The organism is Bradyrhizobium sp. LCT2 (assembly GCF_009931255.1).
Classification (GTDB): Bacteria; Pseudomonadota; Alphaproteobacteria; order Rhizobiales; family Xanthobacteraceae; genus Bradyrhizobium; species Bradyrhizobium diazoefficiens.
In genome coordinates this window covers 5,252,662-5,279,615 of the sequence record NZ_CP034432.1, presented here as the reverse complement: position 1 = coordinate 5,279,615, position 26,954 = coordinate 5,252,662, and the positions used below count along the sequence as shown (strand labels likewise).

Annotated in this window: 23 protein-coding genes and 1 tRNA gene; 17 read left to right on the top strand and 7 right to left on the bottom strand. The window is 65.6% G+C overall.

Annotation, left to right across the window (positions count from 1 at the left end):
* Nucleotides 1-57 precede the first annotated feature (57 nt).
* From EI171_RS25375 to EI171_RS25305, 15 genes are all read left to right on the top strand, one after another.
* A complete protein-coding gene (locus EI171_RS25375; protein ID WP_161534977.1) occupies nucleotides 58-990 on the top strand; it encodes an ABC transporter substrate-binding protein in 933 nt (310 codons plus the stop codon).
* The gene (locus EI171_RS25370) at nucleotides 990-2,612 is read left to right on the top strand and encodes an amino acid ABC transporter permease/ATP-binding protein (RefSeq protein ID WP_161534976.1); all 1,623 of its coding nucleotides are present in this window, start codon (nucleotides 990-992) and stop codon (nucleotides 2,610-2,612) included. Before EI171_RS25375 ends, EI171_RS25370 begins: the two co-directional genes overlap by 1 nt.
* 43 nt (nucleotides 2,613-2,655) lie before the next feature.
* A complete protein-coding gene (locus tag EI171_RS25365) occupies nucleotides 2,656-3,897 on the top strand; it encodes an acetamidase/formamidase family protein (protein WP_161534975.1) in 1,242 nt (413 codons plus the stop codon).
* Nucleotides 3,898-4,179: 282 nt separating this feature from the next.
* Complete coding sequence (locus EI171_RS25360) at nucleotides 4,180-6,510, top strand: acetamidase/formamidase family protein (protein WP_028174079.1); 2,331 nt, start codon at nucleotides 4,180-4,182, stop codon at nucleotides 6,508-6,510.
* Nucleotides 6,511-6,527: 17 nt separating this feature from the next.
* Nucleotides 6,528-6,911: a RidA family protein gene (locus EI171_RS25355; RefSeq protein ID WP_011087239.1), complete on the top strand. Its 384-nt coding sequence runs from the start codon at nucleotides 6,528-6,530 to the stop codon at nucleotides 6,909-6,911.
* A 1,302-nt stretch (nucleotides 6,912-8,213) separates the two neighbouring features.
* Complete coding sequence (locus tag EI171_RS25350; protein ID WP_161534974.1) at nucleotides 8,214-9,377, top strand: PspA/IM30 family protein; 1,164 nt, start codon at nucleotides 8,214-8,216, stop codon at nucleotides 9,375-9,377.
* Between the two features lie 10 nt (nucleotides 9,378-9,387).
* Nucleotides 9,388-10,047, top strand: a complete 660-nt coding sequence (locus EI171_RS25345) for an OB-fold-containig protein (protein WP_011087241.1) — start codon at nucleotides 9,388-9,390, stop codon at nucleotides 10,045-10,047.
* 28 nt (nucleotides 10,048-10,075) lie between these two features.
* On the top strand, nucleotides 10,076-11,770 hold the full coding sequence (locus EI171_RS25340) for a flotillin family protein (protein ID WP_161534973.1): 1,695 nt from the start codon (nucleotides 10,076-10,078) through the stop codon (nucleotides 11,768-11,770).
* 211 nt (nucleotides 11,771-11,981) lie between these two features.
* Complete coding sequence (locus EI171_RS25335) at nucleotides 11,982-12,350, top strand: hypothetical protein (RefSeq protein ID WP_161534972.1); 369 nt, start codon at nucleotides 11,982-11,984, stop codon at nucleotides 12,348-12,350.
* A 137-nt stretch (nucleotides 12,351-12,487) separates the two neighbouring features.
* Nucleotides 12,488-12,562, top strand: a tRNA-Asn gene (locus EI171_RS25330).
* A 217-nt stretch (nucleotides 12,563-12,779) separates the two neighbouring features.
* Nucleotides 12,780-12,959: a hypothetical protein gene (locus EI171_RS25325; protein ID WP_011087243.1), complete on the top strand. Its 180-nt coding sequence runs from the start codon at nucleotides 12,780-12,782 to the stop codon at nucleotides 12,957-12,959.
* Nucleotides 12,960-13,097: 138 nt separating this feature from the next.
* Nucleotides 13,098-13,760: a protein-L-isoaspartate O-methyltransferase gene (locus tag EI171_RS25320; protein WP_161534971.1), complete on the top strand. Its 663-nt coding sequence runs from the start codon at nucleotides 13,098-13,100 to the stop codon at nucleotides 13,758-13,760.
* A 206-nt stretch (nucleotides 13,761-13,966) separates the two neighbouring features.
* Nucleotides 13,967-15,367 carry a TolC family outer membrane protein gene (locus EI171_RS25315; protein ID WP_028174076.1) on the top strand — a complete coding sequence of 467 codons (1,401 nt, stop codon included), beginning with the start codon at nucleotides 13,967-13,969 and terminating at the stop codon, nucleotides 15,365-15,367.
* A 306-nt stretch (nucleotides 15,368-15,673) separates the two neighbouring features.
* Entirely contained in the window at nucleotides 15,674-16,453 is a 780-nt protein-coding gene (locus EI171_RS25310) for a PopZ family protein (RefSeq protein ID WP_161534970.1), read from the top strand.
* A gap of 141 nt (nucleotides 16,454-16,594) precedes the next feature.
* On the top strand, nucleotides 16,595-19,471 hold the full coding sequence (locus tag EI171_RS25305; protein WP_161534969.1) for a valine--tRNA ligase: 2,877 nt from the start codon (nucleotides 16,595-16,597) through the stop codon (nucleotides 19,469-19,471).
* Between the two features lie 89 nt (nucleotides 19,472-19,560).
* Here the strand turns inward: EI171_RS25305 and EI171_RS25300 are convergent, their stop codons facing one another.
* On the bottom strand, nucleotides 19,561-20,163 hold the full coding sequence (locus EI171_RS25300; protein ID WP_161534968.1) for a DNA-3-methyladenine glycosylase: 603 nt from the start codon (nucleotides 20,161-20,163) through the stop codon (nucleotides 19,561-19,563).
* 130 nt (nucleotides 20,164-20,293) lie between these two features.
* Between EI171_RS25300 and lipA the strand changes: the two genes are divergently transcribed.
* The gene (gene lipA / locus EI171_RS25295) at nucleotides 20,294-21,250 is read left to right on the top strand and encodes a lipoyl synthase (RefSeq protein ID WP_092182026.1); all 957 of its coding nucleotides are present in this window, start codon (nucleotides 20,294-20,296) and stop codon (nucleotides 21,248-21,250) included.
* A gap of 6 nt (nucleotides 21,251-21,256) precedes the next feature.
* Nucleotides 21,257-21,727, top strand: coding sequence for a type II toxin-antitoxin system RatA family toxin (locus EI171_RS25290; RefSeq protein ID WP_161534967.1), 471 nt, complete (start codon nucleotides 21,257-21,259; stop codon nucleotides 21,725-21,727).
* 110 nt (nucleotides 21,728-21,837) lie between these two features.
* On the opposite strand, the gene EI171_RS25285 is transcribed toward EI171_RS25290, so the two are convergent.
* Genes EI171_RS25285 through EI171_RS25265 form a run of 6 tightly spaced genes read right to left on the bottom strand, consistent with a single transcriptional unit; the run spans nucleotide 21,838 to nucleotide 26,884 of the window.
* A complete protein-coding gene (locus tag EI171_RS25285; RefSeq protein WP_161534966.1) occupies nucleotides 21,838-22,653 on the bottom strand; it encodes a c-type cytochrome in 816 nt (271 codons plus the stop codon).
* On the bottom strand, nucleotides 22,653-24,275 hold the full coding sequence (locus EI171_RS25280; RefSeq protein ID WP_161534965.1) for a b(o/a)3-type cytochrome-c oxidase subunit 1: 1,623 nt from the start codon (nucleotides 24,273-24,275) through the stop codon (nucleotides 22,653-22,655). The genes EI171_RS25285 and EI171_RS25280 overlap by 1 nt, the downstream gene beginning before the upstream one ends.
* On the bottom strand, nucleotides 24,262-24,825 hold the full coding sequence (locus EI171_RS25275; RefSeq protein WP_161534964.1) for a cytochrome C oxidase subunit II: 564 nt from the start codon (nucleotides 24,823-24,825) through the stop codon (nucleotides 24,262-24,264). Before EI171_RS25275 ends, EI171_RS25280 begins: the two co-directional genes overlap by 14 nt.
* Nucleotides 24,822-24,998, bottom strand: a complete 177-nt coding sequence (locus EI171_RS44885) for a hypothetical protein (protein ID WP_202633012.1) — start codon at nucleotides 24,996-24,998, stop codon at nucleotides 24,822-24,824. The genes EI171_RS25275 and EI171_RS44885 overlap by 4 nt, the downstream gene beginning before the upstream one ends.
* Nucleotides 24,999-25,016: 18 nt before the next feature.
* Nucleotides 25,017-26,261, bottom strand: a complete 1,245-nt coding sequence (locus EI171_RS25270) for a cytochrome c (RefSeq protein ID WP_161534963.1) — start codon at nucleotides 26,259-26,261, stop codon at nucleotides 25,017-25,019.
* 11 nt (nucleotides 26,262-26,272) lie between these two features.
* The gene (locus tag EI171_RS25265; RefSeq protein WP_231166733.1) at nucleotides 26,273-26,884 is read right to left on the bottom strand and encodes a c-type cytochrome; all 612 of its coding nucleotides are present in this window, start codon (nucleotides 26,882-26,884) and stop codon (nucleotides 26,273-26,275) included.
* Between the last annotated feature and the right edge of the window lie 70 nt (nucleotides 26,885-26,954).

Sequence of the window (26,954 nt, the reverse complement as noted above, 5' to 3'; positions counted from 1 at the left end):
GCTCGCTCCCGAGATCTGGAACATGGCCAGTGCCATGACAATTCGAAGGAGCTGGAGATGGAGAGACGGGTATTGCCCCAAGTACCGCGGAACGTGCGGCGGGGGATCGCACGCGCATCGTTGCCGTGGCGCAAGGTCGCGCTCGGCGCCGCCATCGCTCTCGGCGTTCTCGCCGCGACCCCGCTGAGCGCGCAGGCCGCTGCGCCCGCCGCCTGCGCCGCGCTCCAGGAGAAATATCCGGACTGGAAGGGCAAGACGCTCGTCAACGCCATCAACCCGCACACGCCGGGCTATGAGACCATCGATCCGAAAGACCCCAGCAAATATATCGGCTTCGACATCGATCTCGGCGAGGCCATCGGCGAATGCCTCGGCTTCAAGCTGACCTACAAGCCCGTGGTGTTCGCGGCGCTCCTGACCACACTCGCCGCCGGACAGGCCGACATCGTGATCTCCGACATCTACGCCACCAAGGAGCGCGCCAAGGCCGCCGACTTCATCACCTATTCGAAGGTGTTCGACGGCGTGCTGGTCGCCAAGGGTAATCCGAAGGGCATCAACGGCATCAACATGTCGATGTGCGGTGCGGCCGCCGCGGAAAACACCGGCTACGTCGAGGTGCCCCTGATCCAGGCGCTGATCCCGGAATGCAAGAAGGCCGGGAAGGCGGAGCCGACCATCCAGCTCTACGACAACAACGCCAACTGCATCCAGGCCATCCTCGCCGGCCGCGCCGACACCTATGTCAACGACGTCAACACCGTCGACAGCGCGGTGAAGGCCTATCCGGACAAGCTGGAGAAGGCGATCGCGGTGACGATCCCGTATTCGGTCGGCATTGCCGTCCCGAAGGACAAGCCGAAATTCCGCGACGCCGTGCTCGCCGCGCTGATCGAGGTGCAGAAGGCCGGCACGCATATGGAGCTTCTCAAGAAGCATGGGCTCGACGTGAACAACTTCAAGGAGCCGGACATCCTGACGGCTGACTGATGTCGCTGTTCCTCCATTACCTGAGCATGCCGTATCTGCTCGAGGGCATCGAGCTCACCCTCGAGGTGACCGCCCTCGGGCTCGGCGGCGGATTGATCCTCGGATTGATCCTCGCCGGCATGCAGCTCTCCCGCTTCTGGCTGCTGGCGGCGATCGCCAGGGCCTACACCGTGATCTTCCGCGGCACGCCGCTGATCCTCCAGATGGTGTTCGCCTACGACGCGCTGCCGCATATCGGCATCAAGCTGCCGGCGGTGCTGGCGGCCGGCCTCGCGCTCGCCTGCAACGAGGCGCCGTTCATCGCCGAGATGCTGCGGGCCGGCGTGCTCGGCGTCGACCGCGGGCAGGTGACCGCCGGGCAGGCGCTCGGCATGACGCCGCGGATCCTGATGTGGCGGGTGATCGCGCCGCAGGCGATCCGCACCATGATCCCGGCCTTCGGCAACGAGGCGGTGAGCGCGCTGAAGAATTCCTCGCTCGCCTCCGTCGTCGCGGTCCAGGAGCTGACGCTGCGCTCGACCCAGCTGGCGTCCTCGACCTTCGACTTCTTCTCGATCTTCTTCGCCTCGGGCCTTCTGTATCTCGTGCTGACCGCCACCATCAGCGTCATCCAGCTGTTCGTCGAATGGCTGCTCGATCTCGACCGTGCCAAGGGCCGCGAGCGCAAGCTTGCTGATTACCTGCCGTGGCGCCGCGTCGATCTCGGCACCAAGCTCGAACTTGCAGCCGTCACCGTTGATGATCCGGAGCCCGCACAAGCAGAGCTCGCGGACACCGCGCCGCTGGCGCTGACCCGCGAGGAGCGCACCCGGCGCGCCGCGACGATCGCGCGCAACAACATCGCGGTCGAGGCCAAGGACCTCACCAAGAGCTATGGCCCGCAAAAGGTGCTTAGAGGTCTCGACCTCACGGTCCGCGTCGGCGAGGTGGTCGCGCTGCTCGGCCCCAGTGGCTGCGGCAAGAGCACGCTGCTCCGCTGCATCAATCATCTCGAAAACTGGGACGCCGGCACCGTGCGCGTCGGCGGCCGGCGTCTCGGTTTTGACGACGACGGCAAGCTGCTGTCGCCGCGGGCGATCGCCAACGAGCGGGCGACGGTCGGCGTCGGCATGGTGTTCCAGCAGTTCAATCTGTTTGCCCATCTGTCGGCAAAGGAGAACATCGCCGGTCCTCTGCGATGGGTCCACGGCATGCCCCGGATCGATGCCGAGCGCCGCGCCACCGAGCTGCTCGACCGGGTCGGGCTGTCGCACCGCGCCGATGCGCTGCCGCGGCATCTCTCCGGCGGCCAGCAGCAGCGCGTCGCCATTGCGCGGGCGCTTGCGCCGAACCCCAGCGTGCTGCTGCTGGACGAGCCGACCTCCGCGCTCGATCCCGAGCTCGTCAACGAGGTGCTGGAGGTGATCCGGCGCCTCGCCATCGACGACGGTCTCACCATGATCATCTCGACGCACCAGATCCGCTTCGCCGATGAAGTCGCCGACCGCGTCGCTTTCCTGAGCGGCGGCACGATCATCGAGGAGGGGCCGGCGCACGAGGTGCTCTCCAACCCCCGCAATCCGCTCACCGCGCGCTTCCTCAGCGTAATGGAAGCCGACAAGACGCCGGAGGCGGTCCGATGAGCGCAGTCTCCACAAGGTTCAAGACTCCCGAAGAGGCCACCTCATGACGCATTTCACGCTGCCGGTTTCGCCGAAAACCGTTCACTGGGGCTATTTCTCCAAGACGGTCGCTCCGGCCCTGACGCTGCGCTCGGGCGACCGCGCCACCATCGAGACGCTGACCCATCACGCCAACGACGATTACGAGCGCATGATCCAGGGCGATCCCGGCGCCGAGAGCGTGTTCCAGTGGACGCGCGAGCACAAGGCGGTGGCGCGGCGCGGCTCCGGCCCCGTCGAAGGCCCGTTCATCCGCGGCGCGGGCGAGGGGATCGGCGTGCACCTCCTCACCGGCCCGGTCGCGATCGAAGGCGCCGAGCCCGGCGACATTCTCGAAGTGCGCATCCTCGATATCAGGCCGCGGCCGAGCTGCAGCGCCTGCCATGCCGGCCGCTGCTTCGGCTCCAATGTCGCAGCGAACTGGGGCTTTCACTACCACGACCTGATCGAGGAGCCGAAGCCGCGCGAGGTCGTCACCATCTTCGAGCTCGACACCTCGGGCGAGCCCTACGCGAAGGCGGTCTACAACTATGTCTGGACGCCGCAGACCGACCCTGATGGCATCGTGCATCCGACCATCGACTATCCCGGGGTCCGCGTCGACCACGCCACCATCAGGAAGCGCGAGAACATCCTCGCGAGCATGAAGGTGCCCGCACGATTGCATTTCGGAACCATGGGCCTTGCGCCGTCGGAAGCCGATTTCGTCAGCTCGATCCCGCCGAGCTACACCGGCGGCAACATCGACGACTGGCGCATCGGCAAGGGCGCGCGAATGTTCTATCCGGTCGCGGTTCCCGGCGCCTATTTCTCGGTCGGCGATCCCCACGCCGCCCAGGGCGACAGCGAGCTCGGCGGCACCGCGATCGAGACCTCGCTGACCGGCGATTTCGAATTCATCCTGCACAAGAGGGCCGATCTGGCCGGCACCAATCTGGAAGGCCTCGACCATCCGATGCTCGAGACCGAGCAGGCCTGGTCGTTCTACGGCTTCACCTTTCCGAACTATCTCGCCGCGCTCGGGGCCGACGCACAAACCGAGATCGCCAATCACAGTAGCCTCGACCGTGCGATGCGCGATGCGTTCCGCAAGCTGCGCCGGTTCCTGATGACCGTGCACGGCCTCAGCGAGGACGAGGCGATCTCGCTGCTGTCGGTCGGCGCCGATTTCGGGGTCACCCAGGTGGTCGATGCCAATTGGGGCGTCCACGGCACGATCCGCAAGAACATCTTCCGGTGCGATTAGATCTCTCCGTCTTGTCATTCCGGGGCGAGGCAAAGCGTCGAACCCGGAATCCATTTCACCACCGTCTTCTGCGCCCGATGGATTCCGGGTTCGCGCTTTGGGCACGCCCCGGAATGACGAGCGTCAAGACGAGCTCATCATGCTCTAACATGTTGAAAGTTAGACTGTTTTCGGAATGAGCAGATGACCAACGAGCCCCATTTGCGGCCCGTCGCAGCGACGGAGGATCGCGTGCGTCTGGCACAGAGGTTGCTTCGATCAACTGCAATCTGGGTTGATCCGATGAGCTTCCGGCCGTTCACGAGCGAGTCCTACGCGCAAGACGACCGCCCCGAAGCCTGGCGGGACGTGCTGGCTGCCGTCGGCCTGCAACCGGCGACCGGCCATTCCTTCCTTGACGGACATGCAACCGCATCGCATCGCCATACTGCGGGCGTCGCGCTGACGCGCATGGCCGCGGGCGCGCAGACCATCGGTCCGCTCTCGCAATTCAACGAAGACATTCCGATCGCACTGATGCCGGTCGAGGACGGCATGGTGCTGAAGAGCGCCGGCGGCCACCGCATCGTTCCCGTCGGACATCTCGTGCTGCTGCCGCGCATCGGGGACTGGAGCATCGTGTTCCAGCGCGACATGCGCGCGATCGTGCTGTCGGTGACCTCCGAAGCGCTGCACGGGCGCTTCTCGGGCAAGCCGCGGCTCGGCGAGCCCCGCGTCGTGCCGCCCGGCGGCTTTGCCGATGTGTTCGCGCGCCTGCTCGATGCGACCGCGCGCACGCTCGACAGCTTGAGCGATGCCGAATGGAATGCGGTCGCGCAGAGCCTCGTCGATCTCCTCCTGACGCTCGCGCATCAACTGGCGGCCTCGACGTCCGAGGCTGGCTCGAGCGCGACACAGGCGGCGCTCCTGCACCGGATCTGCCAGACCATCGAGCGCCGGCTCGACGATCCCGAGCTGGTGCCCGCGCGCGTCGCTGAGGCCGAGGGGATTTCCGAGCGCTACCTGCAAAAGCTGTTCGAGACGGTCGGCGATAATTTCACCCACTACGTCCGCGAACGCCGGCTCCAGCGCGCCTGGGCCGACCTGTCCAATCCGGCGGAGGCGCATCGCTCGATCTCGGAGATCGCCTACGCCTATGGCTTTGGCGATTCCGCGCATTTCAGCCGCGCCTTCCGCCATCGCTTCGGCCTGCCGCCGCGCGAGTTCCGCCAGCAGGAGGCGGAGCGGGCGACCTCGCAGCACGGCGTCGCCGGTCAGCGTGGCTGGCCGCAGGAGGCGCTGGCGCAGCTCCGGGTGCATCCAAGCGTGGAGGCACGCAGCAGCGTCGCGTGTGCCGGCGCCGAGGAGCGCACGACAACGGAGCGCAGGCATCACCATCTCCCGGTCGGGGCCAGCCGCGTCCATTGGGGCTATTTCAGCCGCTCACTGCCGCCACAGATCGAGATCGCTTCGGGTGACACCATCACCATCGAGACGCTGACCCAACACGCCTCCGACGCACCCGACATGATGATCGCGGGCGATGCCGGCGCCGAGAGCGTGTTCGGATGGACGCGCGATCGAAAGAACGTCGATCGCCGCGGGGCAGGGCCGATGGATGCCAGCGTGTTCGGCCGCGGCGCCGGCGAGGGGTTTGGCGTGCACATCTGCACCGGGCCCGTCGCGGTGAAGGACGCCCAGCCCGGCGACGTTCTGGAAGTGCGCATCCTCGACATCGTGCCGCGCGCAAGCCGCAATCCGATCCATGCCGGCCGCGTGTTCGGCTCCTCGGTCGCGGCGTGGTGGGGCTATCACTACAACGAGTTTCTCGGCGGTCCGAAGCCGCGCGAAGCCGTGACGATCTACGAGATATTTGACGACACCGACGCGCCGCACGCCCGCGCGCTGTATTCCTACCGCTGGGAGCCCCAGACCGATCCGTTCGGCGTGGTGCACGCGACCTACGACTATCCCGGCATTCCCGTCATGCCCGCCACGATCAAGCGCCGCCACGCCGTGCTCGACGGAATCCGCATTCCCTTGCGGCCGCATTTCGGCGTGATCGCGGTGGCGCCGCGCGAGGTCGATTTCGTCGACTCCGTGCCGCCGTCCTATTTCGGCGGCAATCTCGACAATTGGCGGCTGGGGAAGGGGGCGGCCGTCTATCTTCCGGTCTCCGTCCCCGGCGCGCTGCTGTCGGTCGGCGATCCCCACGCAGCCCAGGGCGACGGCGAACTCAGCGGCACCGCGATCGAGTGCTCGATGACCGGCACCTTCGAGGTGATCCTGCACAAGAAGGCCGACCTTGCCGGCCAGCCTTTCGCCGATCTCTCCTATCCCCTGATCGAGACCGCGACCGACTGGGTGTTGACCGGCTTCAGCCATCCCAACTATCTCGCCGAGTTCGGCGCGCAGGGGCAGAGCGAGGTCTACGCCAAGTCCTCGCTCGACCTTGCCATGAAGGATGCCTTCCGCAAGATGCGGCGCTTCCTGATGAACGTGAAGGGCCTCAGCGAGGACGAGGCGATCGCGCTGATGTCGGCCGCCGTCGATTTCGGCGTCACGCAAGTCGTCGATGGCAATTGGGGCGTGCACGCCATCCTCAGCAAGCGCCTGTTCGAGAACGCCTCCTAACCCCAAGGATATCCCAAGTGAAATTCCACATGATCAGCGGCGGACCGAAGCCGGTCGCGCCCTTCAGCCACGCCGTCGAGACCGACGGCTTTGTCTTCGTCACCGGCCAGATGCCGGACACGCCGCAGTCGCCGGGCGTGCTGCCCGACGGCATCGTGGCGCAGACGCGAGCAGTGATGGAGAACCTGAAAGTGGTTTTGGCCGGCATCGATCTCGGCCTCGAGCACGTCGTGATGACGCGGATCTACCTCACGCGTTTCAAGGAAGACTACGCCGCGATGAACGAGACCTACCGCACCTACTTCGCGCCCGACCGGCTGCCGGCCCGCACCTGCGTCGGCGTCACCGGGCTTGCCTATGACGCGCTGATCGAGATCGACCTGGTGTGCCGGCGGCCGTGAGGCATGTGTGCTTTGTAGGGTGGGTTAGCCGAGCGGCTGCGCGAAGCGCTGGTCGGCTGGCGTAACCCACCACTTCTGCTTCTGCGGAGATAGACAGGGTGGGGTTACGCTGCGCTAACCCACCCTGCGACCCCACAATCCCTTGCGTTGCCCGTCGGGCAAGACACCCAAGCCGCGGGTCAATCCGCTCAGGCGAAAAGATTCCACTTTACCGAAATTCGGCTTTGGCGTATTCGTGCGCCACCTCATCCCGGTCAGAGGGGCGTATCGCGATCGTCACGACACGCGGGGTGAGCTGCGGTGGACGCTAGTCACATCGGCGCGATGGGCATCGCAGGGCGGGCAACCGTGAGCGAAGGCCGTCGCGCACACGACCGGTGTGATCTGCGTACGGCAAAACCGTGTCGTCCTGGCGCCCGGGGTCTGTGCGCCAAGTCTTGTGGTGATGCGGCGGCCCGACCGGGCACGCGCATCAGCGATCCGCAAGGCGACGGGGGCAATAGTGCATCGCTCCCCGGGGAGAGCGCGGCATAAGCCGTCAAACCACTGCGCAGGGAAGGCCGTGTGTTGGGCTTCACCTGTATGCCGCTGTGCAGATTTTGTAGCCACCTTTCGCACAGTGGACCTCGGGTGCCAGTCGGCACCCGGTCTTCCCTGCGCCCTTTGACAAATGAGGGCGACGCGATGAAGCAAAGCTCGGGCGAGATGAGCCGCGAGGATACGAAGGTGTGTCTGCAAGGTCGTAGGATGGGTAGAGCACTTGCGAAACCCATCATGCTTCGGCGCGCGCAGAAAGAGCTTTGATGGGTTTCGCTTCGCTCTACCCATCCTACGAATACTCCGTCATTGCGAGCGCAGCGAAGCAATCCGGACTGCCGCTGCGGAAAGATTCTGCTTCGCTGCGCTCGCAATGACGACGCTAGCTAAGAGAGTCGAGCCCCAATTCTGGTCTCGTGCCCCGGACGCTGCGCAGCACGAAGTGACGCGCTGCAGAGCCGGGGCCCATGCCACAGCGTACGGTGCGGCTTCCTGGGTCCCGGCTTTGCGCCGCAACGTTTCACGTTGCAGCGCGTCCGGGACACGAGAGCGAGCAGCAAGCACCAAGCACCGTTGCCGAACGCTCCCTCCACTTCGCCTCAAATTGCAACCCGCGCGTGCAAGAAGTCTTGATCGGCTGTGATCTAGGGGTGATCGCCAGCCTTGAACGCGCCAAAGCCCGTCGGCGACCAACTCATAGAGTGCATAAGGATCAGTGGAACGTGATCGGCCTTCCCCCTTGTAAAGCACCAAAATGGTGCTTTAGTGCTTTCCATGAGCCAGTCGCCCCGAAACGCGCCGTCCGCGCTGCGTTACAGGCTTGCCCCTGACCCGGCCGCCAAGGCCGCCATGGAGGCGACATTCCAGGCCTATGACCACATGATGGAGATCCTGGACGAGGTTGCGCGGACCCATAACGTGGGTTCCAACGTGGTCCTGCTCCACGCCCATGCCTATGAGCCGATCCGGAAAGCAACCGCACTGCCGTCGCGGCTGGTGACGCTGGGTCTGCGCGACCGCGCCGACTATCGCGCCGCGCAAGGGCGCCGCCTGCCGCTCGACGACAAGCTCGCCAAGATCAAGGGGCCCGCCACCATTTCGATTGCGACCGTGCAAGGGCGCTTCAGCGTGCCCTTTGACTACGCCGGTTACGCCGAGGGCTGGGGGCAGAGCGCGCCCGCACACCTGATCCGCACCGACGACGGCTTTGAAGTTCACTACGGCGTCACGCCGAACAGTCTGCCAGAGGAGGAGAATGCCATGGATACCATCGCTGCCGCCCCCGACAATTTCCTGTCCCGGGTCGGGCGCCTGATCGCCGGGATCGCCTATGACGCGATCGAGCAGGCGGAAGGCAAGAACAAGCTGAAAGTGGTCGGCCAGGCCATCCGCGAGATCGAGCGCGCCGAAGCTGAGGCCCGCGACGCGCTCGCGGCGGCGCGCGCCGAGGAATACCGCCTCAACGCGCGGCGCACCGAGATCGAGCGCGAGATGACCGATCTCACGGCCAAGATCGAGAGCGTGATCGCGGACGGGCGTGATGATCTTGCGCGCGCCGGCATCGCGCGCCAGATGGATCTGGAGGCGCAGTTCGAGGTGCTCTCCCGCGCCATTGACGAGAATAACGAGAAGATCGAGAGTAGCGTGACGTCGCTGCGCGCCGTGCTGTCGGCCTTGCAGGATGCCGAGCAGCGCCGCGCGGATCTCGAAAAGAGCGAGGCCCACGCAAGCCATCAGGCCGCGACGTCACCCCGGAAGCCCGGTGGTGCCTCGGCTGCGGCGAAGGCGCTGCGTGCGGGCAGGGCGGTGGCGCGCGCCACCGGCGTGCCGGCTGCCATCCCGTTTTCAAGCGACATCGACGAACTCAGCACGTTGCATCGCGACAAGGAGATTGCAGCGAGGCTGGCGCGGTTGAAGTCGCGCTCCTGAGTAATGTGTCATGAGCGCACTGCTCGAACACGTCATGGCGCCCGAGGTCCGGCCGTTCGCGATCGCGGCGGCCATGATCGTCATCGTCGGCTCGCTCGAGGTGGTCACGATGCTGGTCGGGGCCTCGTTGAGCGAGATGCTGGGCACCAGCATCGATTTCAGTCACCCCAGCGACAACGGCGTGCTCAACGCCATTTCCTGGATCAATGTCGGTGGCGTGCCGCTGCTGATCTTCCTGCTGCTGGCGCTCGGCGCGTTCTCGATCACCGGCTTCCTGATCCAGGACGTCGCGCGGATGGTCGCCGGTCCCATGCCGGCGACGGTCGCCTCGATCGGGGCCGTCGCCGTCTCGGTTCCGCTGGTCCGCGCCGCCAGCCGCGGCATCGCGCGGGTCATTCCCAAGGATGAAAGCTATGTCGTCGGTCTCGGCGACCTCGTCGGCCGCGTCGGCGAGGTCGTCATCGGTCCGCTCGACCAGGGGCCGCCGGGCCGTGTCAGCGTCGCCGACGTCCACGGCAACAGGCACTTCGTCTGGGCGGTCGCAGCGCCCGCATCTGGACCATTGGAGCAGGGAACCATGGTCCTGCTGGTGGATCGCGCCGGCACCCGCTTCGTCGCGGTCAAGGCCGACGATGAACTCAAGCCGTCCAAGCCGACTCTAAGCACTTAGCCAGCCAAGCTCATTAGCGGAGAAAGTCATGTTCGACATCGCAGTCCCGGCCATGATCGGCGTCGCGCTGATCGTCGTCCTGGGGATCGTCTTCACCATCCTTTACAAGCGCGCCACGCGCGACGAGGCCTTCGTGCGCACCGGCCTCGGCGGCAAGAAGGTCGTGCTCGACGGCGGCGCGATGATCCTGCCGATCTTCCACTCCTATGCCAGCGTCAATCTGAAGACGTTGCGGCTCACCGTCGAGCGCAAGGAGCGGGAATCCCTGATCACCAAGGACCGCCTGCGCGTCGACATCGTGGCCGAGTTCTACGTGCGCGTCCGTCCCGACGACGAGAGTATTGCGCTCGCGAGCCAGACGCTGGGCGCGCTGACCAATGACGCCGAAGCCCTGCGTAACCAGGTCGAGGCAAAATTCGTCGACGGCCTGCGTTCGGTGGCGGCCACCATGTCCATCCTCGAACTGCAGGAAAAGCGCAGCGATTTCGTCAAACACGTGCAGGCGACCGTGGAGTCGGACGTAAAATCGAACGGTCTCGAGCTTGAATCGGTGTCGCTGACCAAGCTCGACCAGACGGATGTGAAGTTCTTCAACCCTGAAAATTTCTTCGACGCCGAAGGTCTCACCCAGCTCAAGACCATCACCGAAACCCGCCGGCGTGACCGCAACGCCATCGTGCGAGACAACGAGGTGGCGATCGCCCAGAAGGACCTCGAGGCGCGGCAGCAGACGCTGACCATCGAACGCACCAAGAAGGAAGCCGAGCTCTCCCAGGAGCGCGACATCGCCAACAAGACCGCGAGCACCCGTGCGGAAGTCGCGACGGCGACGCAGACCGCGCGCCTGACCGAGGAGAACGCCCGCATCGACACCGACCGGGCGGTCGCCGAGAAGGAGGCCGGCGCCAAGCAGGTCAAGGAGACCGCCGTGATCGAGTCGGATCTGGCGATCAACAAGCGCAAGACCGACGCGCAGCGCGAGATCCAGATCGCGACCCAGGAGAACGAGATCCAGATCGCGGCCAAGAGCAAGCAGACCTCGGAAGCCGTCGCCGAGGCCAAGACGGCCGAGGCGATCGCCGTCTCCGCGGAGGAAAAGGTCGTGACCGCGCGTGCCGTCGAGGTCGCCGATCGTGCCCGTCTCACCCAGGTGCTTGCCGCGCGCACCGAGGCCGAGCGGAAATCGACCGAGGTGATCGTGGCGGCCGAAGCCGAGAAGAGAGCCGCGCTCGATCGCGCCGAGGCCACCAAGACGCTGGCGACGGCGGAGGCCGAGTCCAACAAGATCAAGGCGGTCGGCGTCCGGAACATCGGCGAGGCGGAAGCTGCCGTCATCACCATGAAGAACGAGGCGCAGAACAAGCTCGGCAACAACGTCATCGACTTCGAGATCGCCAAGAAGCGGATCGAGATCATGCCGTCGGCCCTCGCCGAGATGGTCAAGCCGATCGCCAACCTGAAGGACGTCCGCATCCTGCACACCGGCGGCGCATTCGGCGGCAACGGCGCCGGCGGAGGCAATGTCGGCTTCGGCGAAGGGCTCGCGGGCGAGCTGCTCAAGGTGCACGCGCTGCGTCCGATGATCGACGAGATCCTGCGCCAGAGCGGCTTTGCGCCGGGCGATGATCCCGTGCAGGCGCTGGTCGGCGCCGTGACGGGCAAGAGCAACGGTGCCGCTGTGCCGGCGCCCGCGGCGGAGAAAACGAACGCCGCCGATCTATGAACGCCCGTTCATTGCTGCGGAGAATTCGAATCGATAAGAAATCCCCGTGCGCGTCTCGCGTCGCGCACAGCTCCGGAGTGCTGATCGAGGCGTGTTGAACCTTTCGATCACGCTCCGGACGAACCGTTGGAGGCAACGCCATTGGTTGCCGCGGCGCCTGCGCCGATCGACGACAGGCGCTTAAAGCCTGTTTCGATCGGGGGAATTTCACATGAAGTATTTTCTGGCTGCACTGGTCGCGATCGGTCTTTCGATCGCCGTCACACCGTCGTTCGCGGCGGACGCCCGCAACGTCACCGTCGTCAACGAGACCGGCTATGCCATCAAATTCCTGGGCTTCAACGCGCCGGACGATGGCCTGGACGAATGGGACAACGAGCTCGACAAGGTTTTGCAGAACCAGGCGAGCACCTATGTCGAGTTCGACGATGACGACGAGGGATGTGTCTGGAACATCCGCGTCGACTGGCAGAACTACGACGAGTCGGTGCTCTGGAAGAACGTCAACCTCTGCAAGTTCACCGCGCTGCGGCTGCGCTACGACTCCGGCACCAAGACCACGTCCTTCGTCGCCGAATAGTTTTCCGCCCGACATGGCCCGGAGGAGGGGCCGTCCGGCCCTTCCTCAGGCGCGTTGCGGAAGATGACGAATTCGTCCTTTGCAAGCGCAACCGGCTTTGTTATACGCAGCCGCGCGCGAACGAACGGTTCGCCTTTTCCTCGGTAGCTCAGCGGTAGAGCATCCGACTGTTAATCGGATGGTCGCTGGTTCGAATCCAGCCCGGGGAGCCAAATTCCGCCTTAATTTCAGTAGCTTGCAGTCGTGCCTTGATGTGGCGCGCGATGTCGCTCGGGCCATCTCTCAACACGGTGCGTGCCCGAATCCGACGCAGAATAGTGTTCAAGCAAACGTGTCCCGACCGCAGCTTCGCCTCCGTGCGGCTTGGCACCAAATCGACTTAATTCAAATCAAGCTTGGCAGGGCCGGACTCTTACGGAGCTGATTCCCATGCCCCACATCCAGATCGACCGTGCCCACCTGGCTCCCTCGATTCTGCCGGCCGACATTCCCGAGCTCAGCGACGACGAATGCATCGCCTGCCTGGCGCGCGCGGTCGAGACGCCCGATTCGGCGCGGCTGGACGAGGTCGCCGCTCTGATCGGCCGCCTCGCGGTGACGATCGAATAGTCCATCGCCCCCTGATGCGGCGAGTCGCGGAGGCGTTGGCCGGCGGAGGCCAACGGCCATGTTGCGTTTTCGCCGGGCATGTTCCAAAGATGCCGGCAACTTTCGTCCGCGGCATCGTCCGCATTTCAGGGTCCGCAAATGTCCGGTTTCTCGACCGCGCGCCTCAAAATGGTCGATGGCCAGGTGCGCACCAACGACGTCACTGATCGCCGTGTCCTCGACGCCATGCTCACGGTTCCGCGCGAGGCCTTCGTGCCGGCCAGCCGCCAGGCCTTGGCCTATCTCGACCTCGACCTCGATGTGAGCGAGGGCGGTGGCAAGCGGTTCCTGATCAAGCCGCAGCTGACCGGTAAGCTGCTCCAGGCGGCCGAGATCGGCGAGGGTGACAACGTGCTGGTCGTCGGCTGCGCCACGGGCTACCTCGCGGCATTGGCCGCCAAGCTGGCGGGTCGGGTTACCGCGACGGAATGCGATTCGGCCCTGGTTGCCAAAGCCAAGGACGCCTTCGCCGCCCTCGGGCTTACCAATGTCACTTGCAAGGCCGCTTCCTGCACCGAGGGTGACCCCTCTGCCGCACCGTATGATGTCATTATCCTCAATGGCGCTGTCGAGGTGACGCCGGAAGGGCTGCTCGGGCAGCTTAGGGAAGGCGGGCGTCTGGTGGGGGTATCTGCCGAATCCCGGCCGCCGCGAGCCGTGATCGTGACCCATACCCACGGCGAATTCGGCCATCGGGCGCTGTTCGATGCCGCTGCGCCGGTCCTCCCAGGGCTGGAACGGGCCGCCGCCTTCGTCTTCTGACGCTCCAAAGCCCGTTAAAATCCCGTTCTGAATCAGAAGTGTGGCCGGGATGCTGCACGTGAAGAGTTTCCACCGAGAACTACCTTGAGGTAGTTCCGTCGCGCCAATCCGCGTCCTATGTTGCGACGGGGCAACGACTCCACTCGGTAGACGGTAACCCAGCTCGCGGGCACGAGCCGGACGTTAGAATGAACGGAATTTTTGGGATGCATGGGGTGAAGCTCTTCACCGGAGCTGCGGTTTCGGTCTTGGTGCTGGCGCTTGCCGGGCCGACGCCTGCCTTGGCGGACACGATCGAGGCCGCCTTGGTGCGCGCCTATCAGAACAATCCGCAGCTCAACGCACAGCGCGCCCAGGTGCGCTCGACTGACGAAAACGTGCCGCAGGCGCTGTCGGGCTACCGCCCCAAGGTCAATGTGACCCTCGGCACTGGGTATCAATATCAGGATATCCAGGCGCAGCAGAACGTCGTCCCCCCCGGCGCCAGGTCGATCTCCGGTCTGCTTCAGCCCAACGCCGCCAGCCTGACCGTCAACCAGACGCTCTACAACGGCAATCAGACCGCCAACAGGACGCGTGCTGCGGAGAGCCAGGTCTCAGGGTCTCGCGAGGCGCTGCGTGTGCTTGAGCAGACGGTGCTGCTGCAGGCCGCCACAACTTACATGGACTACCTGCGTGATGCGGCAACGCTCGAAGTTCAGCGCAGCAACGTGCGCGTGCTCGAACAGACGCTCAAGCAAACGCGCGATCGCTTCAATGTCGGCGAAGTTACGCGCACAGACGTGGCGCAATCCGAAGCGCAGCTGGCTGCGGGCAGGACCCAGGCGCTGACCGCCGAATCGAATCTCACGACGACGCGCGCGAATTTCCGCCGCATCATCGGCAACGAGCCGACGAATCTTGCCCCGGGCTCGCCGGTCGATCGTTTCCTGCCCGCGACGATCGCCTCCGCCGTCAATCTTGGCCTGGTGGAGAACCCCAGCGTCACCGCTGCGATGTACGGCATCGACGTCAACTATCTCCAGGTCAAGATCAACGAAGGCGCGCTGCTGCCGACGGTCACGGTCCAGGCTGCCGTCAGCACATCCTACCAGCAGACCCTGACGGTTTTCCGGACGAATACGGCCTCCGCTATCGCGACAGCCTCCGTGCCGATTTTTCAGGGCGGCGCAGAATATTCGCTCATCCGCCAATCGAAAGAGAACCTGGCGCAGCAACGCCTGAATCTTGAAACCACTCGCGATCAGACCCGCGCCAACGTAGTGCAGGCCTGGGGCCAGCTGGAAGCCGGCAAGGCGCAGGTGCAGTCCGCGCAGGCGCAGGTCACGGCCTCCGAAATCGCGCTGAACGGCGTGCGCGAAGAAGCCAAGGCCGGCCAGCGCACCACGCTCGACGTGCTCAACGCGCAGCAGGCGCTGGTGAACGCACGCGTTGCGCTCGTCACTGCGCAGCATGACCGCGTGGTGGCGTCCTATTCGGTGCTCAACGCGGTCGGCCGCCTCGCGCCGCAGGTGCTCGGTCTCAACACCACGGTCTACGATCCGAGCGTGCACTACCAGCAGATCCGCGACAGCTGGGCTGGTGTGCGCACGCCCGACGGGCGCTGATTCCCATAAGTGTCCGGTCAGCCTCGCAAACAGCCGAGGCCGACCGGCGCTTTGCTTGCAATCATCAAAATCCCTGACATAGCCTTGCCAAGAAGATGCGGGTCGATTCGCCCCCGCACCTGATGTCGTGTGCGTAAAGCTTGAGTGCCGAGGGCAGGGGCGCACCGCCGCACGTTGAGCCGTGATCTGGGGACAAGTCGGCCTGCCGCGACGAAAATGTCGGGGCGTCCGTTGCGGAACCGGCCAATCCTGCCGTGCTTGGTGTAAAACAACGCATGCGAGGGCGTTGATGATGTGGAGTCGGAGATGACGCAGCCTGCAAAGGTCACAGAACCCTCGATGGAGGAGATTCTGGCCTCGATCCGGCGCATCATTGCCGACGACGAGGCCAAGCCGCCGCCGGCAGACACCGCGAAGCCCGAGAAAGCCGCGGCGCCGGCAGCGCCGCCGAAGCCGATGAACGACATTCCGCCATCCAAGGTCGCACCCGCCAAGCCCGCTGCCGAGAAGCCCGCCCCGCCGCCGGCGGCAAAGCCGGCGCCGCCCCCGCCGCCTGCACCTGCGGCGGATGCCGGGCCAAACAGCCAGGACGATATCGATGCGCTGCTGGCGGGGCTCGACACAGCCACGTCAGCGCCCGAGGTCCGCGCCCCGGATCCCGAGCCGGAGCCCGAGCCCGAGCCCGACGTGCTCGAATTGACCGACGACATGGCGATGGACCCGGAGCCGACGCCGCCTCCGCCGCCGCCGAGCTTCCGCAAGGTCGAGCCGCGCGACGATCTCGAATTCGCCGAATCGCCCCCACCACGCCCGTCGCCGCCGCCGTCCTACGCGTCGGTGGATTTCGATGCGCCGCCGCTGCCGCCGCAGCAGCCGATCCTGGCGCAATCGACGGTCTCGGCGGTCGAATCCGCCTTCAACTCGCTGGCTCATACGGTGCTCAGCAGCAACGCGCGGACGCTGGAGGACCTGGTCAAGGAGATGCTGCGCCCGATGCTGAAGTCGTGGCTCGACGACAACCTGCCGGGCCTCGTTGAACGCATCGTGAAGGCCGAAATCGAGCGGGTCTCGCGCGGCGGCAGGTAGCGCCGGTCGCGGAGCCCTCATAAAGCCCCGCTTGTACGTCACATTTGGCCTCTCGACCGGGCCGGGAAGCCGTTTTGCCGCCAGGCTCTCCGTTGACCTTTTCGTTGACTTGCCCCCCGCGCGCGGCTTTCTAGCAGCCCCATGATCGAGAAAAATTACCAGCCCGCCGATATCGAAGCCCGCATGTCCGTGGTGTGGGAGGACAGCCTTGCCTTCAAGGCCGGCCGCCCCGACCGCCGCGACGCAGTGCCCTTTACCATCGTGATCCCGCCACCGAACGTGACGGGCTCGCTGCATATGGGCCACGCCCTCAACAACACGCTCCAGGACATTCTGTGCCGGTTCGAGCGCATGCGCGGCCGCGACGTGCTGTGGCAGCCCGGCACCGACCATGCCGGCATCGCCACCCAGATGGTGGTCGAGCGGCAGCTGATGGAGCGCCAGCAGCCTGGCCGCCGCGAGATGGGCCGCGAGAAGTTCCTGGAGCGGGTCTGGCAGTGGAAGGCCGAGAGCGGCGACACCATCATCAACCAGCTCAAGCGCCTCGGCGCGTCCTGCGACTGGTCGCGCGAACGCTTCACCATGGACGAGGGCCTGTCCAAGGCCGTCATCAAGGTATTCGTCGAGCTGCACCGCGACGGCCTGATCTACAAGGACAAGCGGCTGGTGAACTGGGACACCAAGCTCTTGACCGCGATCTCCGATCTCGAAGTGCAGCAGACCGAGGTGAAGGGCAGCCTCTGGTATCTGCGCTATCCGATCGAGGGCAAGACCTTCAGCCCCGAGGATCCCTCCAGCTTCATCGTCGTCGCCACGACGCGCCCGGAGACCATGCTCGGCGACACCGGCGTCGCCGTGCATCCCGATGACGAGCGCTATCAGAAGCTGATCGGCAAGCACGTCATTCTGCCGCTGGTGGGCCGCAAGGTCGAGATCGTCGCCGACGACTATTCCGATCCGGAGAAGGGCTCGGGCGCGGTGAAGGTGACGCCGGCGCACGACTTCAACGACTTCGAGGTCGGCAATCGCCATGGCCTGCGCCGGATCAGCGTGCTCGACAAGGAAGGTTGCCTCGATCTCCTCGACAACGAGGACTACCTGCGCGACCTGCCCGAAGGCGCCGCGCAATTCGCCGAGGAGTTCAACAAGGTTGACCGCTTCGTTGCGCGCAAGCGCATCGTCGAGCGGCTGGAATCGTTCGGCTTCGTCGAGCGGATCGAGCCGCACACCCACATGGTGCCGCACGGCGACCGCTCCAACAGCGTGATCGAGCCGTACCTGACCGACCAGTGGTATGTCGACGCCAAGACACTCGCAAAGCCCGCGATCACGGCGGTGCGTTCGGGCGAAACCAGCTTCGTGCCGAAGAACTGGGAAAAGACCTATTTCGAGTGGATGGAGAACATCCAGCCCTGGTGCATCTCGCGCCAGCTCTGGTGGGGCCACCAGATTCCGGCCTGGTACGGGCCGGACGGCAAGGTGTTCGTCGCCGAGACCGAGGAGGAGGCGATCAGCCACGCGCTCGGCTACTACGTCGAGCAGGAGGTCATCACGGCCGAGCAGGGCCGCGAGATGGCGCTCGACCGCAACAAGCGCGAGGGCTTCATCACCCGCGATGAGGACGTGCTCGATACCTGGTTCTCCTCGGCGCTGTGGCCGTTCTCGACGCTGGGCTGGCCCGAAGACGCACCCGAGGTGCAGCGCTACTACCCGACCAACGCGCTGGTGACCGGCTTCGACATCATCTTCTTCTGGGTCGCCCGCATGATGATGATGGGCCTGCACTTCATGAAGGAAGTGCCGTTCTCGACGATCTACATCCACGCCCTCGTCCGCGACGAGAAGGGCGCCAAGATGTCGAAGTCGAAGGGCAACGTCATCGATCCGCTCCACCTGATCGACGAATACGGTGCGGACGCGCTGCGCTTCACGCTGGCCGCGATGGCGGCGCAGGGACGCGACATCAAGCTCGCCACCAGCCGCGTCGAGGGCTACCGCAATTTCGCGACCAAGCTCTGGAATGCGTCCCGCTTTGCCGAGATGAACCACTGCGCCGTGCCCGAAGGCTTCGAGCCGGCGAAGGCGAAGGAGACGCTGAATCGCTGGATCGCGCATGAGAGCGCACACACCACGCGCGAGGTGACCGAGGCGATCGAGGCCTATCGCTTCAACGATGCCGCCGGCGCGATCTACCGCTTCGTCTGGAACGTCTATTGCGACTGGTATGTCGAGCTCGCAAAGCCCGTGTTGCTTGGCCCGGACAGCCCCGCCAAGGACGAGACCCGCGCCATGGTCGCCTGGGCACGTGACGAGATCCTGAAGCTGCTGCACCCCTTCATGCCCTTCATCACCGAAGAGCTGTGGGAGGTGACGGCGAAGCGCGACGGCCTGCTGGCGCTGGCCGCGTGGCCGCTGAAGCCGGCCGAGCCGACGCCGGAGCAACTGGCGATGTTCGCCGCAGCCGCAGGTCCCACCGATCCGTTGATCTCGCCGGCCCTGATCGTGCCGATCTTCGACCATGCCGACTTCACCGATCCCAAGGCTGAAGCCGAGATCGGCTGGGTGATCGACCTCGTCACGCAGATCCGCTCGGTGCGCGCCGAGATGAACATCCCGCCGGCGACGCTGACGGCGCTGGTCCTCGCCGGCGCGTCGGCCGAGACCAGGGAACGCGCGCCGCGCTGGACCGACGTCATCAAGCGTATGGCGCGGCTGTCGGACATCTCCTTCGCCGACCGCGCGCCTGACGGCGCCGTCCAGCTCCTGGTGCGCGGCGAGGTGGCCGCGCTGCCGCTCAAGGGCGTGATCGACGTTGCCGCCGAACGCACCCGTCTCGACAAGGAGATCGGCAAGGCCGACGCCGACATCAAGCGCGCCGAGTCCAAGCTGGCCAACGAGAAGTTCGTCGCCAACGCGGCCGAGGAGGTCGTCGAGGAGGAGCGTGAGAAGCGCGAGGCGGCGCTGGCCCGCAAGGCCAAGCTGCTGGAGGCGCTGGAGCGGCTCAAGCAGGCGTCGTAGCCTCGCTGTCATTCCGGGGCGGCTCGAAGAGCCGAACCCGGAATCTCGAGATTCCGGGCTCGCGTCTTCGACGCGCCCCGGAATGACAACTACTTCGGAAACGGCTTGCTCAGAAACTTCGAGCCCTTGACGCCATAGCGCCAGGGCAGCTCGACAGCCTTGGTGATGCCGATCCGGATGCCTGTCGCCACCTCCAAATCCTCCGTCCGCGCATGCAGCGCGATCGGCGGCCGGTCCAGCGGCAGGGCATTGTGCGCGATGGTGATGCCGAGCGCCTCCGTCAGCTTGCCCGGGCCCGAGCACAGCGCGTGCAAGTCCTGGAGATGACGGCGGCGGCGCATTGCGGCGATGCCGTGCGTCGGCTCCAGCGCCCGGATCAGCACCGCCGCGGCCGAGCCTTCCGCCTCGCAGACGAAGTTCACGCACCAGTGGATGCCGTACGAGCGGTAGACATAGGCAAAGCCGGGCGGGCCGAACATGACCTGGTTCCGTGGCGTCGGGCCGTTGTAGGAGTGCGCCGCCGGCTCGGTATGATGATAGGCCTCAACCTCGACGATGAGGCCGCCGACGCCATCGACCAGCATGGTGGCGCCGATCAGGTCGTGGGCGACCTCGCGGACGCTGCGGCCAAAAAAGGCGCGCTTCAGGGGCTTGCCGAGCCGCGGGGGAGAAGTCTTCGAGGTTGGAGCCATTCGAGGTGAGAATCGTCTGAGAACAGAGCAGGATATTGCCCATATCTGCCATGTTCCCTGAAGCGGTGCGAGCCGGGTTGCGATGCCGGGCAAGACCGACTAGGTAGGACCTGAACAGACCGGACACCTCATGGTCGTTATTGTCGATACCATCTCGAACCCGCTGCGCCCGCGCCACCCCGAAAAGGTGAATCGCCCCGATTCCGCTTCACCGCCGAAGCCGGACTGGATCCGCGTGCGCGCGCCCAACACCCGCGGCTATGCCGACACCCGCAACATCGTGAGGGCGAACGGCCTGCACACGGTGTGCGAGGAGGCGGGCTGCCCGAATATCGGCGAGTGCTGGGACAAGAAGCACGCGACCTTCATGATCATGGGTGACACGTGCACCCGTGCCTGCGCCTTCTGCAACGTCAAGACCGGCCTGCCCAACGCGCTGGATGCGGCCGAGCCGCAGAACGTCGCCGAGGCCGTGGCCAAGCTGGGCCTCGCCCACGTCGTCATCACCTCGGTCGACCGCGACGACCTCGCCGATGGCGGCGCCGAGCATTTCGCCCAGACCATCCGCGCCATCCGCGCCGCATGCCCCTCGACCACGATCGAGATCCTGACGCCTGACTTCCTGCGCAAGGAAGGCGCGCTGGAGGTCGTCGTCGCGGCGAGGCCCGACGTCTTCAACCACAATCTCGAGACCGTGCCGTCGCGCTATCTCACGGTACGCCCCGGCGCGCGCTACTTCCATTCGATCCGGCTGTTGCAGCGGGTCAAGGAGCTCGATGCGTCCATCTTCACCAAGTCCGGCATCATGGTGGGCCTGGGTGAAGAGCGCCACGAGGTGCAGCAGGTGATGGACGATCTGCGCTCGGCCGATGTCGACTTCCTGACCATCGGGCAATATCTCCAGCCGACCCGTAAGCATCACGCGGTGATGCGCTACGTGCCGCCGGACGAGTTTTCGTCCTATGAAAAGGTCGCTTACACCAAGGGCTTCCTGATGGTGTCGGCGAGTCCGCTCACCCGCTCGTCGCATCATGCCGGCGAGGATTTCGCGAGACTGAAGGCTGCGCGGGCAGCTCACGCCCGCTGACGTATCATGCATCGAGTTTCGAGCAAGCACCGCGTCAACCACAGTGCGTCCGAGATGTTTGATCTGGTCGCCGATGTCGAGCGCTACCCGGAGTTCGTGCCGCTGTGCAGCGCGCTGAAGGTCCGCCAGCGCATGGCGAAGCCCGACGGCACCGAGGTGCTGGTCGCCGACATGACGGTGTCGTTCAAGCTGGTCAAGGAATCCTTCACCAGCCGCGTGACGCTCGACCGCGCCAACCTGAAAATCCTCGTCGAATATCTGCAAGGCCCGTTCCGTAATCTGGAAAACCGCTGGACGTTCGAGCCCAAGGGCGAGGACGTCTGCGACGTCGGGTTCTTCCTCGCCTACGAGTTCAAGAGCCGCATGCTGGCGATGCTGATGGGCTCGATGTTCGACGCCGCGTTCGCGCGGTTTTCCACCGCGTTCGAGAAGCGCGCGGATGCGATCTACGGCCGGCCGAAGCTGGCGTCGACGTAAGGCGTAGCCTCTCCGCCGTCATTGCGAGGAGCCCTTGCGACGAAGCAATCCAGAGCCTTTCCGCGGATGGATTCTGGATTGCTTCGCCACGCTCGCAATGACAGCGGGGCTCAATCAACGGCCTTCACGATATCCGGCGGCTGCGAGGCATAATACGCCGCGGCCTGCTCGATCTCCTGTGGCGTCATCGCGCGGGCGATGTTGCGCATCTGCTGGCTGATGTCGTTGCGCCGCTCGCCTGAGGCGAAGGCCTGCAGCTGCGCCTTCATATAGGCCTCGGATTGCCCCTCCAGCCACGGGCTGCCGGTCTTGTTGTCGAGGCTGCCATGGCAGGCGCCGCACGGCGCGATGCCGCGGATCGGCGCGCCGTAGATGACGATGTTGGGTTTCGGCAGAAGCGGCGTCGGGTGATAGGCCGGGAGCCGCGGCAGATAGGCGTAGTAGTTCGCGAGGTCGGCGATTTCCTGGTCGGTCAGGTTGACGGCAAACGGCGACATCACGGCATTGGTGCGCGCGCCGGAGCGGGAATCGTGCAGCTCCTTGTAGATCACGGCCGCATACTGACCGGCGAGGTTGGGCGAGTCCGCGCGGCTGATGCCGGTCGGGCCGTGGCAGATCGCGCAGCGCTGCGCGAGCGTGGCGCCGCGGCCAATCGCCTCCTGGCTCGGACGCGACAGCGTGTGCGAGGTGAGCACGACCTCCGACAGACGCATGCTCTGCTCGGGCGCCGTCACGCTTGCCGCGCGCCGCGGCACGCCGGCGGCGCTACAGATCGCATCCCAGACATTGGCGAACTGCACCCAGGGCTGCGCGAAGGGCAGCACGATGAAGCCTGCGATCGCCGTCACGACGAGGATCGCGGCGGTGATGCCAACGCCAATCTTGAAATGGCCGTTACGGAAGGTGAAGAGGTCGCGCGTGCTCATCACTGCGCTCCCACATAGACGGCCGGCACCGACGTGCCCTCGGTCAGTGCCAGCGTCAGGATCGGATAGCCGTAATTGGTGATGGTCAGGGCGATCATCAGCGCCACCCACAGCGCATGGGTGTTGAGCGCGACCGGCACCGTCGCCGGCTGATGCACCGCCAGCGCGAAGCGATAGGGGCCGGCATCAGCCTGAGGCGCACGCATCCCTCGGGCCAGAATGACCAGGAACAGGACGCCCGAGGTCAGCAGGATGAAACCGCCAATCGCGGAGAATGTGACGGAGAGCGCCTGCGGCGCGATCGCGGGATCGCCGAAGTCGAAATAGGCCATGCGGCGCGGCATGCCCAGGATGCCGACCCAATGCCACGGGAAGGTCGTGACAATCATGCCGATGAACCACAGCCAGAGCTGGGTGCGGATCAGGCGGAGGTCGGTCAGCTCGCGCCCGGTCAGATGCGGCCACAGATCATAGGCGATCGCGAAATACATGATCACGATGGCGCCGCCGAAGATCAGGTGGAAATGGCCGGTGATCCACTGCGTGTTGTGGATCGACGCGTCGAGCTGATAGCTCATGTTGATGAGGCCGCCGGCGCCGCCGAAGCCGAGCATGACGAACGAGAACGCGAGCGCCAGCATCATCGGATTGTCCCATGGCAGCGCCCGAATCCAGCCAAACAGGCCGCGGCCGCCGCGCAGGCGCGCGGCGATCTCGACCGAGGCGCAGATCGTGAACACGGTCAGCAGCGTCGGCAGTGCGACCAGTGCGGTGAAGGCCGAATGGATGAACTTGAAGCCGGCGCCGACCTGCGGATCGGCGAAGGTGTGATGCATGCCGATCGGCATCGCCACCACCAGGAACAGGATGAAGGAGATCCGCGCCATGGTGTCGGAATAGACCCGGCCGCCGATCGCGCGCGGCACGATGGTGTAATAGGCGATGTAGGTCGGCATCAGCCAGAAATAGACGATGGCGTGCAGCGTCCAGGAGAAGAACACGCGGGCGAGGCCGGCATCGATGGTGGCCTTCAGCCCCGCCGCGACCGGAATGATCTGGAGCAACAGCTCGAGCGCGGCGCCGACCGCGGTCCACGCCCACAGATAGGAGCCCGCGACATTGGCGAACATCGCGAGCGGCACCGGGGCGCCGGGATGGGCCTTTCGCCAGACGCGCAGATTGACCGACATCAGCGCGACCCAGATCCATGAGCCGACCACGACCAGCACGACGCCGAGATAGTAGAAGACGTTGCCGATCAGCGGCGGATAGAAGGTGTAGAGCACCGAGGCGCGCCCGAGCGCGACCGGGATCACGGCCATGATGCTGCCGGCAACGATCAGCCAGAAGCCGGCCCAGGCCCAGCGCACGCCGACCAGGCGCTGCTCCAGCGCGGACTCGCTGATGGCGTAGCCAAAACCCATCGCGACCAGGGTCGGGAACACGTAGCCCATCACCGTGCCGTGCGCCGTCAGAGAGCGGTAGTAGAGCTCGGGGTTGGAGAGCCAGGTGCCGATCGGGCTGCGGATGAACATTTGCCAGGCGCCGAGCGTCAGCGCGACGCCGAACAGCGCAAACGCAAACCAGAAATGGGCGAGGATGAGCTTCCTATTGGCCAACACAGCTCAGCCTCCCGCCGCCCTTCGCCCGATCGGCGAAGTCGGTCTTGTCGATCACCTTGACCTTGCCCCACATGCCCTCGTGGCCGAAGGAGCAAAACTCCTGGCAGGGCATCAGATAGTCGCCGGTCCTGGTAAAGCGCATCAGCTGCTCTGAGATGTAGCCCGGCACCAGCATGGTGTTGACATTGGTGCCCTGGATCAGGATGCCGTGCACGACGTCGGCGCTGGTGGCGCGGAGCGTGATCGGCGTGTCCACAGGCACCACGATGCAGGCCGGCGTGAAGGAATATTGCTGGCCGATCGCGCGCACCGTGACGTTGCCGTTGGCCTCCAGCACGCTGCCGAGATTGCTCTCGACGAATTCACCGGAAAGATGAATCCGCGAGGGATCGGTGGTCTCGACACGCGGTTGCGGCATGGTCGCGCGATGGATGCCGGCGAACGCCGCCAGCACCGCCATACCAACGATGATGATCACGGCGATGGTCGCCCAGCGCCGCTCGACGCGGGCCGCGACCTCGGCGCTGCCATGGGTGTCCTCTGCGCTCATTGCAGCGATCCGCGCGGCAGGAAGACGAACAGATAGAAGGCGAGCCACATCGCGACCACGCAGGCCGTAGCGATGCCGGCGAGCACGATCGCGCCGGACGGGCCTTGCGCGACGACCTCCTCGACAGCCTCGTCGGCCGCGGCTGGGCTGGTCGGCGGATCGGAATTGATCATGATGGATCTCTAGCGTCCTCAGTTCAGCGGTGCGGAGCGCAGCTCGTTGGCCTCGCGGGCCGAGACCGGCGTGCCGCGATTGCCCCAGGCGGTGCGGATGTAGGAGACGACGGCGGCGACCTCATTGTCGGAGAGCAGGCCCGCGAACGGCGGCATGCCGTAAGGCATCGGATTGCCCTTGGTGCCCGGCGGATAGCCGCCGTTGAGCACCATGCGGATCGGGTTGACCGCCGACTGCATCTCGATCGACTGGTTGTTGGCGAGCGGCGGCCAGTGCGGCGGCTTGCCTTCGCCCTGCGTGCCATGACAGCTCGCGCAGTTCTTGTCATAAACGGTCTTGCCGAGGCTGATTAGCAGGCTGCTCTCGGTGGTCGGCAGCGCCGAGCTCGCCGGCGGCGGCGGGGAGGGCTCCGAGATGCCCTTGAGGTACACCGCCATCGCCTTGGTGTCCTCGTCGCTCAGATATTGCAGGCTGTTGTGCACGACTTCGGCCATCGGGCCGTAGACGACACCGCGGGCCGAAACGCCGGTCTGGAGCAGGTCGGTGATGTCCTTGATGCTCCAGTCGCCGAGGCCCGCCTCGCGGTTGGACGTGAGCGAGGGCGCGTACCAGTTCTGCATCGGGATCAGGCCGCCCTTGAAGGCGTCCGATTGCGAGGTGCCGCCGAGCGCGTTGATCGGTGAGTGACACATGCCGCAATGGCCGAGGCCCTCGACCAGATAGGCGCCGCGGTTCCACTCGGCAGACTTGGTCGGGTCCGGCTTGAACTCGCCCTCGCTGAAGAACAGCGTGCGCCAGCCGAGGATGAGCTGGCGGTTGTCATAGGGAAAGCGCAACTCGTGCGGCCTGTTCCTCTGGCTGACCGGCGGGATCGAGCGCAGGTAGGCGAAAATCGCGTCGCTGTCGGCGCGCGTCACCTTGGTGTAGGAGGCGAACGGCATCGCCGGATAGATCAGCCCGCCATCCGGGAAGCGGCCATTGTGCATCGTCCTGTAGAAATCGTCCGCGCTCCATTTGCCGATCCCGGTCTCCGGATCGGGCGTGATGTTGGAGGTGTAGAGCGTGCCGAACGGCGTCGGCATGGCGCGGCCGCCGGCGAACAGACGGCCTTCCGGTGCGGTGTGGCAGGCGGTGCAATCGCCGGCGCGGGCGAGATATTCGCCGCGCGCGATGATATCGCCGGTCTTGTCTTTGTCCTGCGCCTGCGTGGCCGTCGTGAACGCGGCGAGAGCGAGGAGCGTGATCGACAGTCTTGAGCCCATCATCCGCCTCGTCAGTTGGGCTGGCTGCCGCAGCCAAAAGGCAGCGCGTAGGTGCCTTTCGGCACGGGAGCCGGGTTCGCGGGCGCCGGCCGCGTCGCGAGCCAGGCTGCAACGGCGGTGACGTCGGCCTCGGTCAAATGGCCGGCGACGAGCTGCATGCAGTCGGGCGATTTCGCCGTGCGGTTGCCGTAGCGCCAGGCGCCGAGTTGGGCGCTGATGTAAGGCGCGCGCAAGCCGAGTAGTCCGGGGATGCCGGGCTGCATGCCCGTGAGTCCGGGACCATGGCAGCTCACACAGGCCGGAATGTTGCGGCCCGCATCGCCGCTGGTCGCAAGCTGCTCGCCCTGCGCCAGCACGTCCTTGCTGACCTCGCTCGGTGCCGGTTGCGGCAGCGGCGGGTGCTCGGTGGCAAAATACTCCGCCATCGCCTCCAGATACGGATCGGGCAGGAATTCCAGCAGATAGTTCATCGGCGGATATTTGCGCCGGCCGCTGCGGAAGGCGAGGAGCTGGTTGTAGAGATAACCGGCGGGCTTGCCGGCGAGGCGCGGGAAATAGACGTCGCTGGTGCCTTCGCCCTTGTTGCCGTGACAGGGCGTGCAGGCCTCGACCCGCGCCGCCATCGTATCCGGCGGCTGGTTGGCCGTTTGTGCGGCTGCGCCGTCAAGGGCGGCCAAGATGGCAATGGCCAGA